This window comes from Clostridioides sp. ES-S-0005-03, assembly GCF_020658455.1.
Classification (GTDB): domain Bacteria; phylum Bacillota; class Clostridia; order Peptostreptococcales; family Peptostreptococcaceae; genus Clostridioides.
Window position 1 is genome coordinate 622,679 of the sequence record NZ_JACVWI010000001.1, and the last position, 14,392, is coordinate 637,070.

Sequence of the window (14,392 nt, forward strand, 5' to 3'; positions counted from 1 at the left end):
TTAAATTTGAAATGATAGTAATATAGTGGTAGAATTAATTATTAGAATATTAAAAATAATAAATAAATAATACATTATACTTGAAGAGGGGGATAATTTAAAAATGAGTAAAAAGTATATAAAAGCAGGAAATTTAATTGATGGAACAGGAAATAGTATTATGGAGAATAAAGGTATAATTATTGATGGAGATACTATACTTGAAATTGAAGATATAAGAGAAGATTTAAGTGGATATGAGGTGTATGATTACCTAGATAAAACTGTTATGCCAGGAATTATGAATTGTCATGTGCATTTGACAATGGAACCAGTAGGAAATCCAAAAGTTTATTATGAGAATGTATCTGATGTAGAGCTTGTAGTAAATACAATAAAACAACTTGATGCATATTTAGATTCAGGAGTAACATATATTAGAAGTCTAGGTTGTCCGAAATATGTGGATGTACAACTTAAAAATCTTATAGACAAAGGATCTATAGATGGTCCTGGTATAGTTACTTCAGGTCCAGTTATATGTATGACAGGAGGACATGGATACTATTTTGGTATTGAAAGTGATGGAGTAGATGAATGTAGAAAATCAGCTAGAACAGTTTTAAAAAATGGAGTAGATTGTGTAAAGATAATGGCTACTGGAGGTGTAACAACTGATGGTGTTGAGCCAGGTTCACCACAGTTGACTTTAGAGGAAATGAAGGCTGCTGTAGATGAAGCTATAAAAGCAGGTAAAATAACTGCTACACATGCACAAGGAAGAACTGGTATAAAAAATGCAGTTCTTGCAGGTATTACTTCTATAGAGCATGGTGTTTATTTAGATGATGAAATAATTGATTTGATGCTTGAAAAAGGAACATATCTAGTTCCAACAGTTGCTGCACCATATTTTATTTTAAATGCAGGAAAAGAAAGTGGAATAACTGAGGCTACTCTTAGAAAGTGCGAAATTGTTGCTATTCCTCATAAGGAATCATTCTTAAAAGCGTATAAAAAAGGAATTAAAATTGCAGTTGGTTCTGACGCAGGAACTTCTTATAATGAACATGGAAAGACGTATTATGAAATGAAATTAATGTCAGATTATGGTATGGATAACATGGATGTAATAGTAGCAGCTACAAAAACTGCATCCGAACTTTTAAGAATTGATAAAAATTATGGAACTCTAGAAAAAGGAAAGAAAGCAGATGTGATAGTGGTAAATGGAAATCCTATAGATAATATAGATGTAATGTCAGATGTTTTATCAGTATTTAAACTTGGCAAAAAAGTTAGATAATAAAATAAAAGAGAAATTAGAAAAAAGTGTCTGAAAGAATGTTTAAAAGATTAGAGACACTTTTTTTATTGATAATATTTATTAATACTTTAAAAATTCATATGTTATTTTATATCCATTAGTTAATATATATATTATAAAAGAATAAAAAGTAATAATTTGTCATGTAAATATATGTGTTTTTATAAATAATATATTTTAAAATAAAAAACAGTATATAAAAAAGGTTTATATGTTATATTTATATAAATATATCTATAAATAAGAAAGGAGCAAGTTGGTAAATGATAGAGGTAGATAAATTATGTAAATCTTTTACAAGGGTTGTAAAAGATGATAAAAGTAAAAGTTCGATAAAAAAATTAAAGAAGATTAAAACTAAAAAAGAAGACTTTCTTGCTGTAAATAATGTTTCTTTTAGTGTTGAAGAAGGTGAGATAGTTGGAATATTAGGACCCAATGGTGCTGGAAAAACAACATTACTTAGAATGTTAGGAGGAATATTAACACCAACATCAGGAAATATAAGTGTTTCTGGATATGATTATTCAATAGATAGAAATTCAGCAAAAAAAGAAATAGGATATCTATCTGGAAATACAAAGCTGTATGGGAGACTTTCTCCTAGAGAACTTTTAACAACTTTTGGAAGTTTATATGAAATGACAAAAGAAGAAATAGAAGAATCAATTAAAAATGTTGTAAAAGTAATGGATATGAATGAGTTTATAGACAACAGAATTGAAAATCTATCAACTGGTCAGACACAGCGAACATCTATAGCTCGTTGCTTAATACATTCCCCAAAAGTATATATTTTTGATGAGCCGACATTAGGTCTTGATGTTTTGAGTAGTGCATCTATAATAGACTTTATGAAAAATGAAAAGTTAATAGGAAAAACTGTACTTTATTCAACTCATTATATGGAAGAAGCAGAAATTTTATGTGATAAGATTTTAATGATTCATAATGGAAAAATAATTGCATCAGGGACTCCAGAAAGTTTAAAAGAAGAATCAGGAGTAAACAACTTGAGAGATGTGTTTATAAATCTTGCTAGAATGGAGGAGGTTTAGATGAGAAGTAAAATTGTAAAATACATATTCAAAAAAGAAATGTTAGACATACTAAGAGACAAAAAGACTTTATTTATGATGATTGTTATACCACTTCTTTTATATCCTTTGCTTATGTTGTTGATGATTCAGGTAATGAATATGTCCGCAAATAGTATGAATAGTAAAGATATTAATATAGCTTTTGATAGTACACCCAATAAAGTGCTTGTATCAATGATTGAAAAGGAGAATAATTTAGAGGGAGACACTGGGAACAATAAAGATACTACAAATGATAAAGGCAAGATAAAAATATTAAGTGTTGATAATTATAAGAAGTCTTTAGAAGAAAATAAAATTGATGCCTACATAAAAATAGAAGAAAAGCAATCAGCTACAAGTTATAAAATATATATGAATTCATCTCAGGAAAATTCTTCTAATTCTGTAAAAAGAATTGAAACTGTTTTAGATAAATACAAGAGACTTACTGTAGAAAATACTTTAGCTGAAAAAGGATTAGATGCACAGAGTACATTAGAACCTATAACATACAGTACTATAGATGTTGCAAAAACAGAAGAAGTAGCAGGTTACTTTTTAGGTCAGATATTACCATTTATATTAATAATAGGAGTTTTGCTTGGTTCAATATATCCAGCAATAGATGTTATGGCTGGAGAAAAGGAAAGAGGTACACTAGAAACTTTATTTACACTCCCAATATCGAATTTAGAATTAGTAATGGGAAAATATATGGCTGTTTCCCTTAGTGCAATAGTAACAGCAATTTTAAATATTTTATCTATGGGATTAACGATGGCATTTATTTTAGTTAGTGGTGGTCTTAGTAGCCAGTTTGGTTTTGGAAATTTTAATTATGGAGATTTAGTTTTACCAGTTATTACTACTTTAATATGTGTATGTCTGTTTTCAATGGTAGTTGCAGCAATAAGTATGTGTGTATGTTCACTAGCAAAAAGTTTTAAAGATGCTCAAAACTATATAACTCCTCTTATGTTGGTTATTATGATACCATCTTATGTTTCTATGATACCCAATATAGTATTGGATAGAGTAACAGCTGTAATACCTGTGGTAAATATATCATTACTTATAAAAAGTGTATTGTCTTTTAAAAGTGATTTAAATCTGATAGCACTAGTTTTAACATCAAATATAGCTTTTGTAATATTGGCAATTATACTTCTGTCTAAAATGTTTAATTCTGAAGAAATACTTTTTGGAAATAGTAAGAGTTTTTCTTTCTTGGAGAAAAGATGCAATATAAAAAAAGGGTCTATACCAACTGTGAGTGATGGTATTATTTTGTATGCAGTAGGATTAGTTCTTTTAATTTATGTTGGTTCTTTGGTTCAAATTAAATTTGGAACAGCAGGTATTGTAATGACACAAGTTATGATAATTGCTTTACCACTAATATTTGCATATTATATCAAAGCTGATTTTAGAGAAGTATTTAGTATAAAGATTCCAACATTAAAACATCTCTTAGGAGGCGTTGTTCTTTGGGTTGGAGGATACATAATTATTATGATTATAACTCAGTTAATTTTATTTTTATTTCCTCAAAATATGGAAGTGGCTGAGAGTTTAAATAAATCTCTTTTTATGAAGGATAAATTTTTATTGAATTTATTGATAATAGGATTATTGCCAGCTATATGTGAAGAAATATTTTTTAGAGGTTTTATATTTTCTGCATTTAGTAAATCCAAAAATGGAGTTAAGTCTGTAAAGTTAGCAATAATATGTAGTGGAGTATTGTTTGGTATTATGCATATGGATTTTATAAGAATAATTCCAACATCAATATTAGGAATCATATTTGCATACAGTGTATATAAGTCTGGCTCTATATTTGTATCAATGTTATTACATTTCTTAAATAATAGTGTAGCGGTTATAGTAAGCCATTATGCAACAGGAAATATAGCTAACTTATATAAGTTTATTGAGGTTGATTTTTCAAATTTAAATATATTTAAATTTGCTTTAGTTCTTGTAATAAGCTTTATATTAGTTATATTAGGAATGAGACTTTTATACAGAAAAGATTTAAAAAATTAAATATAAATTTCTTAAATATATTGAGATAATAAATAACACTAAAATATATAAGTATTGCTTTATTTATATATACTTTAGTGTTATTTTATTTATTTATTCATTATATAAACTCTTTATAAATTCATTTATATAATATTTTAATTATATAAATGAATTTATAAAGAGTTTATATCTAAAAAATGACTTTAAAAAATTAGGTAAAAATGGCATATTAAAAAATTTATATTAAATATTATTCAATTTAGTTAATTATAAAAATTAAGTGTTGATTTGTCGAAATGAATAGAAGAAGAAAAACATAATGAAATTTTAAAGGTGAATGTATTGGAAATACTGTGTTTTAATAAAAAGTAGTCATTTCTTGTAAAATGGATAGTTTTTATTAAAAATTAATATAATTATAATATAAAAATAAAATTTTTCAGAAAATTCATAGAAAGATATAGGCTTTTCATCAATAATTATATGCCAAAATAATCCAATTTATTTTCTATTATACCGATATGAAATGTATAAATCAATAGGAAAGACAACTAATATAACATATTCTATATATATAGTATAGCAAAATTTTACAAATTTTAAAATAAATATAAACTATCCATTTTACAAGAAATGGAAACTTTTGAAATGTGTTTGTTTGCTAGTGATTTATAATCAAATAGAGGTGCTTTAATGGGAGGAAATTTTTATGAGGAAATTACAAAAAAAATTAATGGTTTTTTTATTTATTTGTATAATTTTACAAGTTAAATATACAACACCAGTCTATTCTTTACATAAGCTTTATAAAAATAACTCCATAAATAACCTTGAATTCAGATTATTTAATAAACAATTTATTAGCTACTATGCATTGCAGATAATATTTATTATGACGATAATATGTCTAGTACTTATTTTTTATATAATATATGATAAATTAAGTTTAAGAGTTAAATTGCAAAAGATAGTATATACAGATGGTCTTACAGGAGCAAGTACTATGGATAAATTTGTAATTGATGCTAAAAAAATATTAAGCAAAAACACTCAAGAGAAATATGCGTTATTATATATAGATATTGATAAATTTAAGTATATAAATGATTTGTTTGGATATGAAGTGGGAAATAAAATTTTATGTAGTTTAACAAATATTATTAAACATAATATATTTGAAGAAGAAATATTTGCAAGGATATCTGCTGATAATTTCACAATAATCATGAAATATAGAGAAGAAGAAGATATAATAAATAGATTAGAATGTATATTTAAAGAATTGGATTTATTTAATAATAATCAGGAAGAAAAATATAAATTAGTTTTAAGTTGTGGAATATACTTTATACTTCCAGAAGATAAAGATATCAACCCAATAATAGATAGAGCTAATATACCTCATAAAATGGCAAAGGGAGGACATAAAAGTTCATATGCATTTTATGACAACAAGATTCATGATCAAGAAATAAAAGAAAAAGAGATGGAAAATACAATGTTCTCAAGCTTAGAAAATAAAGAGTTCATAGTATACTTGCAACCTAAAATAGAACTAAATACGGGAGAAATACAAGGTTCGGAAGCGCTTGTACGATGGAAAAGTCGTGATAAGGGATTAATTCCTCCAAATGAGTTTATACCATTTTTTGAGAAAAATGGTTTTATAATAAATTTAGATTTATATGTACTAGAAGAAGTTTGTATACAACTTAGAAAATGGATTAACACAGGTATAAACCCATTAACTATTTCAGTTAATGTATCAAGAATACATTTATATTGTAATAATTTTATAGAAACCTATAAAAATATAATTGACAAGTACAATATACCTGCAAAATATATAGAACTTGAATTAACTGAGAGTATTATATTTGATAATTTTGATATTTTAATTGATATAATGAATAGTTTAAAAGAGATAGGTTTTTTAATATCTATGGATGATTTTGGTTCAGGGTATTCATCATTAAATATGTTAAAAGAAATTCCTATGGATATTTTAAAACTTGACCAAAAATTTATCATGGAAACATATAATAGTAAGAGAAGTAAAATAATTGTTACTAAAGTTGTAGAGATGGCAAAGGAATTGGGGATGAAAGTAATATCTGAAGGTGTAGAGACAGAAGCACAGTTTAAACTATTGAAGGAAGTCAAATGTGATATGGCACAAGGATATCTATTTGGAAAACCAATGCCAATTGAAGAATTTGAAAAATTGATTGCATACACTTCAGCAAAAGAATAATCAGTTTACTTTATAAAAAATGAATAAGTTATATTAAAAATGAACTTTAAGCTAGAGTTCATTTTTTTATGTGGATTTTTATACATTTATTTATTAAAATATGTAAACATTAACAAATATAAATATAGTCTTATCTCATACAGATTAGACAAAACACTAGAATGTAGTATATATTGATAGCATCCATTGACATTACACTCCAGTGTTTATTTTGCAGTAATGATTGTATAATTCCTGAACTTTTGATTTTATCAATGTTTTAAGCTCAATTGGTTCTAGTACTGTGGCCTCTTTTCCAAATGACAAGAAATATTCAGCTACCCAGTTTAGTGTTGTTTTTGAGATATACATATCTATGTAACCGCCATTAGGAAAAACAGTCAATCCTTTTGCTAATAGAAATTCTGCCTCACAGCGTTTTACTCCTATATCTGTTAGTTGAATTTTAATATGATAATCTTTAGCAACTTCTAAATTTTCAAGATATTCATGTATTGAATTTGGAATACTGTATTTTGAACTTGTTATATTTTCTATACTTACAATCTTTTCAATTCTGTCTACACGAAATTCACGGATAGATTTTGACTTTAAGCAATACGCTGGACAGTACCAAAGACCATTCATTGCATATAAACCAACAGGTATAATAGTTCTGATACTTTGGTTTTTATTTGATGAATATTGAACTGTAAGAGCAGAATTATTTGTAATTATGTTAAATAGTTCTTTTAGCAAGGGAGAAGAGCAATGTCTATCTGGTGTCCAGAATACAATTTTATTTTGTATTTGAGTAATATTATGTTGTACATCTGCTGGTAGACAATTTAAAAACTTTTTTAATACAGAGACTCTCTCTTGTTCAAATGGCAAATCACGATAAAAAGCTAACGATTGATAGGCAAAAAATATTGCTTTTGCTTCACTTTCTGAAAAGGTAATTGGTGGTAGTATACGTTCTTTTAACATATGATAACCACCTGTTGCTCCTGTTTTTGAATATAGAGGGAATCCCATGCTTTCTAAAGCTTGTAAATCTCTAAGTATTGTTCGTTTTGATACACAAAATTCTTCAGCCAATTCTCTTAGAGTAAAATTTCTTTTTGCATTTATAGTTATCATCAATTCAATTAAGCGCTCAGCCTTTGACATTTTTCTACTCCTTTTTTTACAATAGTGACAATTATTGTCACTATTATATGATAGGATATTATCGTGTTGAAAGCAATATAAATATTATAGAAAGGATGGATATTTAATATGAAAGCTGACGATATATTCAATTACTGTGTATCAAATTTAGATGATGTTGTTTTAACAGAAAATTGGGGGGAAAGAGGGATATTTTATAATCCTAATGGTATTTTAAAGAAAGGAGTATATGTTCTTACTATCAAAGAAAAAGATGGTGAAAATGACAAAAGTTCATCACTAAACCGAAGTAATGTTTATCGTGTAAATGTATGCTTGAAAAAGGAAACATTTATTAAAAGGTTTGATAATATCCCAAAACGACCAGATGCTGGGCAAATTGTGAAAATGGACTTTGATTTTACAAAACTGGATACAATTATGCCTCATCCTGTTTATGCATGGATGGGATGGGTGTGTGTCTTAAATCCTTCAGAAAAAACATTTAAAGAATTAAAAGTAATGATACAAGAGTCATACGATTTTGCTAAGGAAAAATTTGCTAAAAGGATAAAAAAGTAATAGCATGTGAACATAATTATAATAAAGGCTACTGAAACCTGAAAATACAATTCTATTTTTTCACTTCATATATTCTTATAGATTCATATAAAATTTGGTAGCCTTGAATGTAAATCTCTAAGTCAGACAAGAGAAAAATAAATACCAAATGAAATATCAAAAAACATAGTGATTAAGGAAATTTCTTGTATTATACCTATTTAGACTTGAAGATTTTGAGGTTTAATAGTAGGTTTTAAAATGCTATTTTTTATAAAAACTATCTTTAAATGAAAAAGCTTGTAGATATTCATAATTTTATTTAAAAATAGTTGACATATGAGCTGTATTATTATATTATTGTATTAGGTTATTAATACAATAATATAATAACACAATGAGGAGGCATGAATATGGAATGGGAACTTGATAATAACAAACCTATATATATACAATTAGTAGAACATCTAAAGTTAAAAATAGTTTCAGGGGAAATAAAAATAGGTTCTAAATTAGAAACAGTAAGAGCACTTGCTGAGGATGCTGAAGTTAATCCAAATACGATGCAAAAAGCTTTAACAGAACTGGAAAGACAAGGATTGGTTTATAGCCAAAGAACAAAAGGAAGATTTGTAACAGATGATAAGGAAAAAATAAAAGCTATGAAAGAGGAAATAGCCAATGTTGAAATAAATACATTAAAAGAGACTTTAGTAAAACTTGGATATGACGAAGATGAAATGTTAAAACTTATAACAGAAAATTTGAAAGGAGAATTATAAAATGGATAAAAATATAAATGATGTTTCTCAAAATGACATAGTTGAATTTAAAGGTGTAAATAAAAGCTATGGAACTAAAAAGGTTTTAAAGAATGTTGAGTTGAATATACCAAAAGGAAAAATAGTTGGCTTGTTAGGTCCTAATGGAAGTGGTAAAAGTACAATGATTAAATTGATGAATGGATTATTACAACCTGATGATGGTGAAATTATGATAAATGGAATGAAGCCATCTATAGAAACAAAGAAAATAGTATCATACCTACCAGAAAGAACTTATTTAAACGACTGGATGAAAGTATCAGATTTACTTAAATTTTTCTATGATTTTTATAGTGATTTTGATGTTAGAAGGGCAAATGAAATGATTAAGAGTTTAGATATTGATGTAGATGAAAAATTAAAAACAATGTCTAAAGGAACTAAAGAAAAAGTACAACTTATTCTGGTCATGTCAAGAAAAGCAAATATATATATTTTAGATGAGCCTATTGGAGGTGTTGACCCAGCTGCAAGGTCATATATACTTAAGACTATACTAAAAAACTATTATGAGGATAGTACTTTGCTGATTGCAACTCATTTAATAAGTGAGATAGAAAATATATGTGATGAAGTAATATTTATATCTAAAGGTGAGATAGTACTACAAGGAGATGTTGAATCAATAAGAGAGGAAAAAGGTAAATCTATAGATGCATTATTTAGGGAGGAATTCAAATGTTAGGAAAACTATTAAAATATGAGTTAAAGGCAAGTGGAAGAACGTTTATACCATTATATATAGCTATAATAGTAGTGGCTATATTAAATGGAATATTTATGAAGATTGATATATTCCAAATACAAGGAATAGGAATACTTGTACTTACAAGTCTTTTTATGGCACTGGGTGTTTTAACTATTGTAGTTACAATTCAAAGATTTAGAAAAAATCTTTTGGGAGATGAAGGCTATTTAATGTTTACTCTTCCTGTTAGTACTAGTTCACTTATATTATCCAAATGTATAACAGCACTTATATATGCGGTACTTAGTTTTATAGTTGCAGTAGGTACATTTGCAGTACTAATGTTTTTTAGTGCTTCTGGAATTGCATTTGCTGAGATTTTAGATTTTTTTAATAATGTTTTCAGATTGGGGTTTGAAAATTTTTTAGATATGTTCTTGCTATTATTAACAATGCTTATTTCATATACTTCATTTATTTTATTGCTATATACAGCAATTTCAATGGGGCAATTACCAAAGTTTAATAAACATAGAAATGTATCTGCATTTGTTTCTTTTATAATTATAAATATGATAATATCAACTGTTGGTAGTACAATTGAAAGATTTTTACCAGGAGAAAATACTAACATGATTTATCATTTATATCAAAGTTCTCATTTTATGTTTGCTATACTTGGTAGTATTATAATTTTAGTAATATTATTTATTGCTACAAAATATATACTAGATAGAAATTTAAATTTAGAATAGATATTTTTATAAAGAGCCATCTTTTAGAGTTACTTTAAAAGATGGCTCTTGTTTACTTTAAGAATTAATTAAGTATTATATAAACAGGAATAAATTCTTATATATGGTTAAATGTGTATGTGTATTGTATAATAGAAATGCATATTAAAAATTTTGATAAATAATTACAAAATTCTTATAAACAAATACTGTAAATAGAAAGTCTACAAACAGAGTAATAAAAGTTAAAATTACATAGATTTGAGGGAGAAAATATGAAAAGTTATACAAAGACTAAATGGAGTGTTTGGGGCATAATTACATTTTCATTTATTTTAGTCTTATTTTTAAGGATGTCAACTGCTGTTGTCTCAGATAATTTAGCAAAAGAGTTAGGGTTTAATTCTATACAAATATCAAATATAGCATCATTTTGCCTTTACTCATATGCACTTATGCAAATACCAGCAGGTATATTAATTGATAAATATGGAGCAAGAAAGATTAGTAGTATTGGAATAATAACGGCTAGTATAGGTTCGATACTATTTGGATTAATACAAAATATAGAATTAGCATATCTTTCTCGTATAGTTGTAGGAGCAGGAACATCAGTAATATTACTCTGTATCTTAAAAATTCAAGGTAGATGGTTTGATAAATCGGAGTTTGCTTCTGCAACAGCTAAGTTCTCATTTGTTGGAAATGTGGGAGGAGTTCTTGCTACTTTTCCGCTAGTATTTTTGTCCGAATTTATTGGTTGGAGAAATTCATTTTTATTAATAGGTATAATAGGTATTTTAATTGGATGTTGTATGTATATTATTGTTAGAGATACACCAAGAGAATATGGATTTAATGTAAATGTTGATATTTATGAAGAATCAGAAAAAATTAGTATTATTGAAGGGATTAAGTCCGTTATAATTAATAAGTCAACATGGTATAATTCAATAATAATGTTTTCTTTTGTAGGTTTAACAAGTGCATTTACAAGTCTTTGGGGAGTAAGATACATAATGGATGTTTATGGAGTTAGTAAGAGTTTTTCTGCGTTTATAGTATCATTTTTTACATATGGATTTATATTTGGTTCAATAATCATGGATTTTGTGTTTGCAAAAATAAAGTCTAGCAAGTTTAACATAATAAAATATGGTGCAATGATAGACTTATTTATATGGATAATAATTGTAATTGTTTTTAAAGTAAAACCACCAATAATGTTTTTACCAGTAGCATTTTTTATAATGGGGTGTATAGTCATGTCACATCTACAAGTATTTAATGATGCTAAATATAAAAATAAAGAGATTTATTCTGGATTGGCAACTAGTGTTATTAATACCTTTGAATTTATAGGAAGTGGTATTATTAATTTAATCATAGCTATATCTTTACAAATAAATTTCTATAATACAGTTGATGGATATAAAAGAGGATTTATTGTATTTATAGTATTAAGTATTATAACTATAATAGCATCTCATATTGGTGTAAAAAATGATGATTTTAAAACTCAATAGCATTTTCATAGTGGCTTAGCATAAAGTTCTACAAATAATAGAAGGTTTGGATTTAGAAAAAAGAGCTAACTGGAATATAAATCTTGTTTACTATGATTAAATGATATTGTATCATATTAAATAGAAAAATAAGAACTTTAAACTATAGTATTGGTTCTAAAATATAAAGTAAGGAGTTTTTTCTATGGATACAACAAAAATAGATGATATAAGTAAGTTAGATTTAAATAATCTAGATATTAATAAAATGGACATGGGTGGTTTGATGGAAAGCCTTTTGGAATGGGCAACTACAAGTGGAGTAAAACTTATAATAGGTTTACTCATACTTTCAATTGGATTTAAAATAATAAAAAAAATTGTAAACCATGTCATGACAGTTCTTGGCAAAAGAGATGTCGATTTAACTTTAAGAAGGTTTTTGAAATCTCTTCTTTTAAGTGTACTTAAAGTTGCTGTTATAATAGTTGTTCTTGAATACTGGGGGATGAGTTTATCTAGTTTTGCTGCTGTAATAGCTTCAGCAGGGGTAGCGATAGGTTTAGCGCTGCAAGGTAGTTTATCAAATTTTGCTGGAGGATTTATTATACTTTTGATTAGACCTTTTAAAGTAGGAGATTACATAGAAGCAGCAGGTCATGGAGGAACAGTTGAGCAAATAGGACTTTTTTATACTCAATTAGCTACTCCAGATAATAAGCAGATACTTATACCAAATGGCTCTGTATCAAATGATAGTCTGATAAATTATTCTGCAAAAAATACTAGAAGGGTTGATTTAGTTTTTAGTGTAGGATATGAAGATGATATATTACATGTTAGAAGAGTCTTAAAAGAAATTGTAAATAGACATAAATTAATAATAAATGAACCAGAACCATTTATAGGAGTAGTAGAACATGGAGATAATGCCATTAAATTTGCAATTAGGGCTTGGTGTAAGACAGAAGACTATTGGACAATTTACCTTGATTTATTAGAAGATGTTAAAATTAGATTTGATGAAGAAGGAATTACAATACCTTATCCTAAAATGGATTTAACAGTTAGGGAACTAAATAAAATTTAAGTTTTTAATTATATAAAAGGGATGCTATTTAAAGCATCTCTTTTAGTTGTTTTTATTTTATGTAGATTTTTTATTTTCATATTTAATTAATGATAATTTTTACTATTTTATAGATTTAAATTTTAAAATTCTGGTATAATAAATTATATTATATAGATTTTAAAAATATTTCATCTTTGAGCGATACACGTATAGTTAAATATTATTTTACGATAGACAGAAAGTCATCTTATATCAGTATTTTAAAATAATAAGAAGTTGTATAACTTTGGATATTTGTGTATCATCCAATTTCATCTCAGTTTATCTCAACATTTCTATTTTTAAGAATAACTATGATTTATAAACAGGTATTATATTAGAAATTTAAAAATTTGTACTCATATCTTATTATTTAGGTTAATTTTCATATAAGTAATATTAAAATAGATTTTTAGCTTTTGATTATAAAGCTTTGAAAATAATTAAAATAAAGTAAGGAAAATATGCAATATAAAAGGGTAAATGAAGGGTTTAAAGGGCATAATATAGAATAAATTAATTATTATTTAAGGAGGATTTTTATGTGTAAAAAATTATATTTATTAGTAGCAAGTATACTTATTGCAGGTTTATTAACTGCATGTAGTGGAAATTCAAATTCAGGACAAGCACCTCAAAATAGCAATACAAAAAAAGAAGCAAATGCTTCAAATAGTGATTTAAAAGATGGCAAAATTGATGAAAGTTTAATGGAACAAGACTTCAAAGTACCTTATACAGATGCAATAAATATGTTTAAAGACAAATATAAGGATGCTGATATAGTAGATTTAAGTCTTGAAAGCGATTTAAATAAATATGTTTATACTGTTGAAGGTGTAGATGATAATAATGAGTATAAGATGAAAATAGATGCTAATACAAAGGATGTATTGCAAGATAAAACTGAAAAATTGGATTCAGAAGATTTAAATGGTAAAGCTAGAAAAGAAAAATTAGATTTAAATGATATAATAACACCTCAAAAAGCTATGGAAATTGCATTGAAAGAACAAGATGGAATAGTAAAAGAATGGAGTTTAGATAAAGATTTAGATGTTACTTTTTATAAAATAAGAATAGATAAAGATAAAAATGAATATGACATAAAGGTAGATTCTAAAAAAGGAACTATACTGGAGGTAGAAAAAGAAGATTAAGAGTT

Annotated in this window: 12 protein-coding genes; 11 read left to right on the plus strand and 1 reads right to left on the minus strand. The window is 26.3% G+C overall.

Annotation, left to right across the window (positions count from 1 at the left end):
• The first annotated feature begins 103 nt into the window (after positions 1-103).
• From IC218_RS02970 to IC218_RS02985, 4 genes are all read left to right on the plus strand, one after another.
• Positions 104-1,285: a metal-dependent hydrolase family protein gene (locus IC218_RS02970; protein WP_227823784.1), complete on the plus strand. Its 1,182-nt coding sequence runs from the start codon at positions 104-106 to the stop codon at positions 1,283-1,285.
• A 284-nt stretch (positions 1,286-1,569) separates the two neighbouring features.
• A complete protein-coding gene (locus tag IC218_RS02975) occupies positions 1,570-2,364 on the plus strand; it encodes an ABC transporter ATP-binding protein (RefSeq protein WP_227433060.1) in 795 nt (264 codons plus the stop codon).
• Positions 2,365-4,437, plus strand: a complete 2,073-nt coding sequence (locus IC218_RS02980; RefSeq protein WP_227823785.1) for an ABC transporter permease subunit/CPBP intramembrane protease — start codon at positions 2,365-2,367, stop codon at positions 4,435-4,437. It abuts the gene before it with no gap.
• 691 nt (positions 4,438-5,128) lie between these two features.
• Positions 5,129-6,673, plus strand: coding sequence for a putative bifunctional diguanylate cyclase/phosphodiesterase (locus tag IC218_RS02985; protein WP_227823786.1), 1,545 nt, complete (start codon positions 5,129-5,131; stop codon positions 6,671-6,673).
• 192 nt (positions 6,674-6,865) lie between these two features.
• Here IC218_RS02985 and IC218_RS02990 read toward each other — a convergent pair whose 3' ends face one another.
• Positions 6,866-7,825, minus strand: a complete 960-nt coding sequence (locus IC218_RS02990) for a helix-turn-helix transcriptional regulator (protein WP_227482401.1) — start codon at positions 7,823-7,825, stop codon at positions 6,866-6,868.
• Positions 7,826-7,933: 108 nt separating this feature from the next.
• Between IC218_RS02990 and IC218_RS02995 the strand changes: the two genes are divergently transcribed.
• The 7 genes from IC218_RS02995 to IC218_RS03025 all read left to right on the plus strand — a co-directional run bounded on the left by IC218_RS02995 (position 7,934) and on the right by IC218_RS03025 (position 14,387).
• On the plus strand, positions 7,934-8,386 hold the full coding sequence (locus IC218_RS02995; protein WP_227482402.1) for a DUF6194 family protein: 453 nt from the start codon (positions 7,934-7,936) through the stop codon (positions 8,384-8,386).
• 392 nt (positions 8,387-8,778) lie between these two features.
• On the plus strand, positions 8,779-9,147 hold the full coding sequence (locus tag IC218_RS03000; protein WP_227433073.1) for a GntR family transcriptional regulator: 369 nt from the start codon (positions 8,779-8,781) through the stop codon (positions 9,145-9,147).
• A gap of 1 nt (position 9,148) precedes the next feature.
• On the plus strand, positions 9,149-9,874 hold the full coding sequence (locus tag IC218_RS03005) for an ABC transporter ATP-binding protein (protein WP_227433074.1): 726 nt from the start codon (positions 9,149-9,151) through the stop codon (positions 9,872-9,874).
• Positions 9,868-10,632, plus strand: coding sequence for an ABC transporter permease (locus IC218_RS03010; protein ID WP_227433076.1), 765 nt, complete (start codon positions 9,868-9,870; stop codon positions 10,630-10,632). Before IC218_RS03005 ends, IC218_RS03010 begins: the two co-directional genes overlap by 7 nt.
• Before the next feature lie 254 nt (positions 10,633-10,886).
• Entirely contained in the window at positions 10,887-12,137 is a 1,251-nt protein-coding gene (locus IC218_RS03015) for an MFS transporter (RefSeq protein ID WP_227482403.1), read from the plus strand.
• 184 nt (positions 12,138-12,321) lie between these two features.
• Positions 12,322-13,206, plus strand: a complete 885-nt coding sequence (locus tag IC218_RS03020) for a mechanosensitive ion channel family protein (protein ID WP_227433080.1) — start codon at positions 12,322-12,324, stop codon at positions 13,204-13,206.
• A 563-nt stretch (positions 13,207-13,769) separates the two neighbouring features.
• Positions 13,770-14,387 (plus strand): PepSY domain-containing protein, encoded by a 618-nt coding sequence (locus tag IC218_RS03025; RefSeq protein WP_227433082.1) that lies wholly within the window; start codon positions 13,770-13,772, stop codon positions 14,385-14,387.
• The last annotated feature ends 5 nt before the right edge of the window (positions 14,388-14,392 follow it).

Coding starts and splice junctions, on each gene's coding strand:
- IC218_RS02980 (WP_227823785.1), top strand. CDS start 2,365: ATGAGAAGTAAAATTGTAAAATACATATTCAAAAAAGAAATGTTAGAC.
- IC218_RS02990 (WP_227482401.1), bottom strand. CDS start 7,825: ATGTCAAAGGCTGAGCGCTTAATTGAATTGATGATAACTATAAATGCA.
- IC218_RS03005 (WP_227433074.1), top strand. CDS start 9,149: ATGGATAAAAATATAAATGATGTTTCTCAAAATGACATAGTTGAATTT.
- IC218_RS02985 (WP_227823786.1), top strand. CDS start 5,129: ATGAGGAAATTACAAAAAAAATTAATGGTTTTTTTATTTATTTGTATA.
- IC218_RS03010 (WP_227433076.1), top strand. CDS start 9,868: ATGTTAGGAAAACTATTAAAATATGAGTTAAAGGCAAGTGGAAGAACG.
- IC218_RS03020 (WP_227433080.1), top strand. CDS start 12,322: ATGGATACAACAAAAATAGATGATATAAGTAAGTTAGATTTAAATAAT.
- IC218_RS03000 (WP_227433073.1), top strand. CDS start 8,779: ATGGAATGGGAACTTGATAATAACAAACCTATATATATACAATTAGTA.
- IC218_RS03015 (WP_227482403.1), top strand. CDS start 10,887: ATGAAAAGTTATACAAAGACTAAATGGAGTGTTTGGGGCATAATTACA.
- IC218_RS03025 (WP_227433082.1), top strand. CDS start 13,770: ATGTGTAAAAAATTATATTTATTAGTAGCAAGTATACTTATTGCAGGT.
- IC218_RS02975 (WP_227433060.1), top strand. CDS start 1,570: ATGATAGAGGTAGATAAATTATGTAAATCTTTTACAAGGGTTGTAAAA.
- IC218_RS02995 (WP_227482402.1), top strand. CDS start 7,934: ATGAAAGCTGACGATATATTCAATTACTGTGTATCAAATTTAGATGAT.
- IC218_RS02970 (WP_227823784.1), top strand. CDS start 104: ATGAGTAAAAAGTATATAAAAGCAGGAAATTTAATTGATGGAACAGGA.